Below are 440 nucleotides of genomic sequence, written 5' to 3'. Positions count from 1 at the left end.
GTGTTATTGCTTTGCTATCGAGTGTGGCTATTAAAGCGGTTGAATTACATCAGCTTAATTCGCAGCTTGAGGTAGCTAAATCACAAGTAGTAGAGCGATTTCAAAAAGCCTTTCCAGGCACGCGGGTGCGCCCTCACTTAATTAAAAATCAAATACAGGGAGCACTGGATAAAGTGCAAGGTACGAGCGATGCTGGCTTTTTAGATTTAACCAGCAAGCTGGTGAGTGTATTTTCACAAGTGAGCGAATTTACACCGCAAACCTTACGTTTTGATAAGCGCCGTAATGAATTACGTATTCGTGCTCGTGCAAAAGACTTTCAAACCTTTGGTAAGGTTAAAGCCATTCTTGAGCAGCAAGGTGTGACTGTTGAGCAGGGGTCGTGAAATAATGATGGTGATTATATCGTCGGCGAAATTAGACTGCGAGGTGCACAATGA

The 440-nt window shown here is 43.2% G+C and carries 1 protein-coding gene; it reads left to right on the top strand.

The features are described from left to right. A partial coding sequence (gene gspL, locus PSH48_RS20980) for a type II secretion system protein GspL (RefSeq protein ID WP_273612321.1) occupies positions 1-386 on the top strand: 386 nt, incomplete at its 5' end. Between the last annotated feature and the right edge of the window lie 54 nt (positions 387-440).

Origin of the sequence: Pseudoalteromonas sp. Angola-4, assembly GCF_028599265.1 — a bacterium.
In the GTDB taxonomy this organism is placed as follows: domain Bacteria; phylum Pseudomonadota; class Gammaproteobacteria; order Enterobacterales; family Alteromonadaceae; genus Pseudoalteromonas; species Pseudoalteromonas atlantica.
The sequence above is the reverse complement of the archived record's forward strand: the minus strand, read 5'-3'. Positions and strand labels throughout refer to the sequence as shown.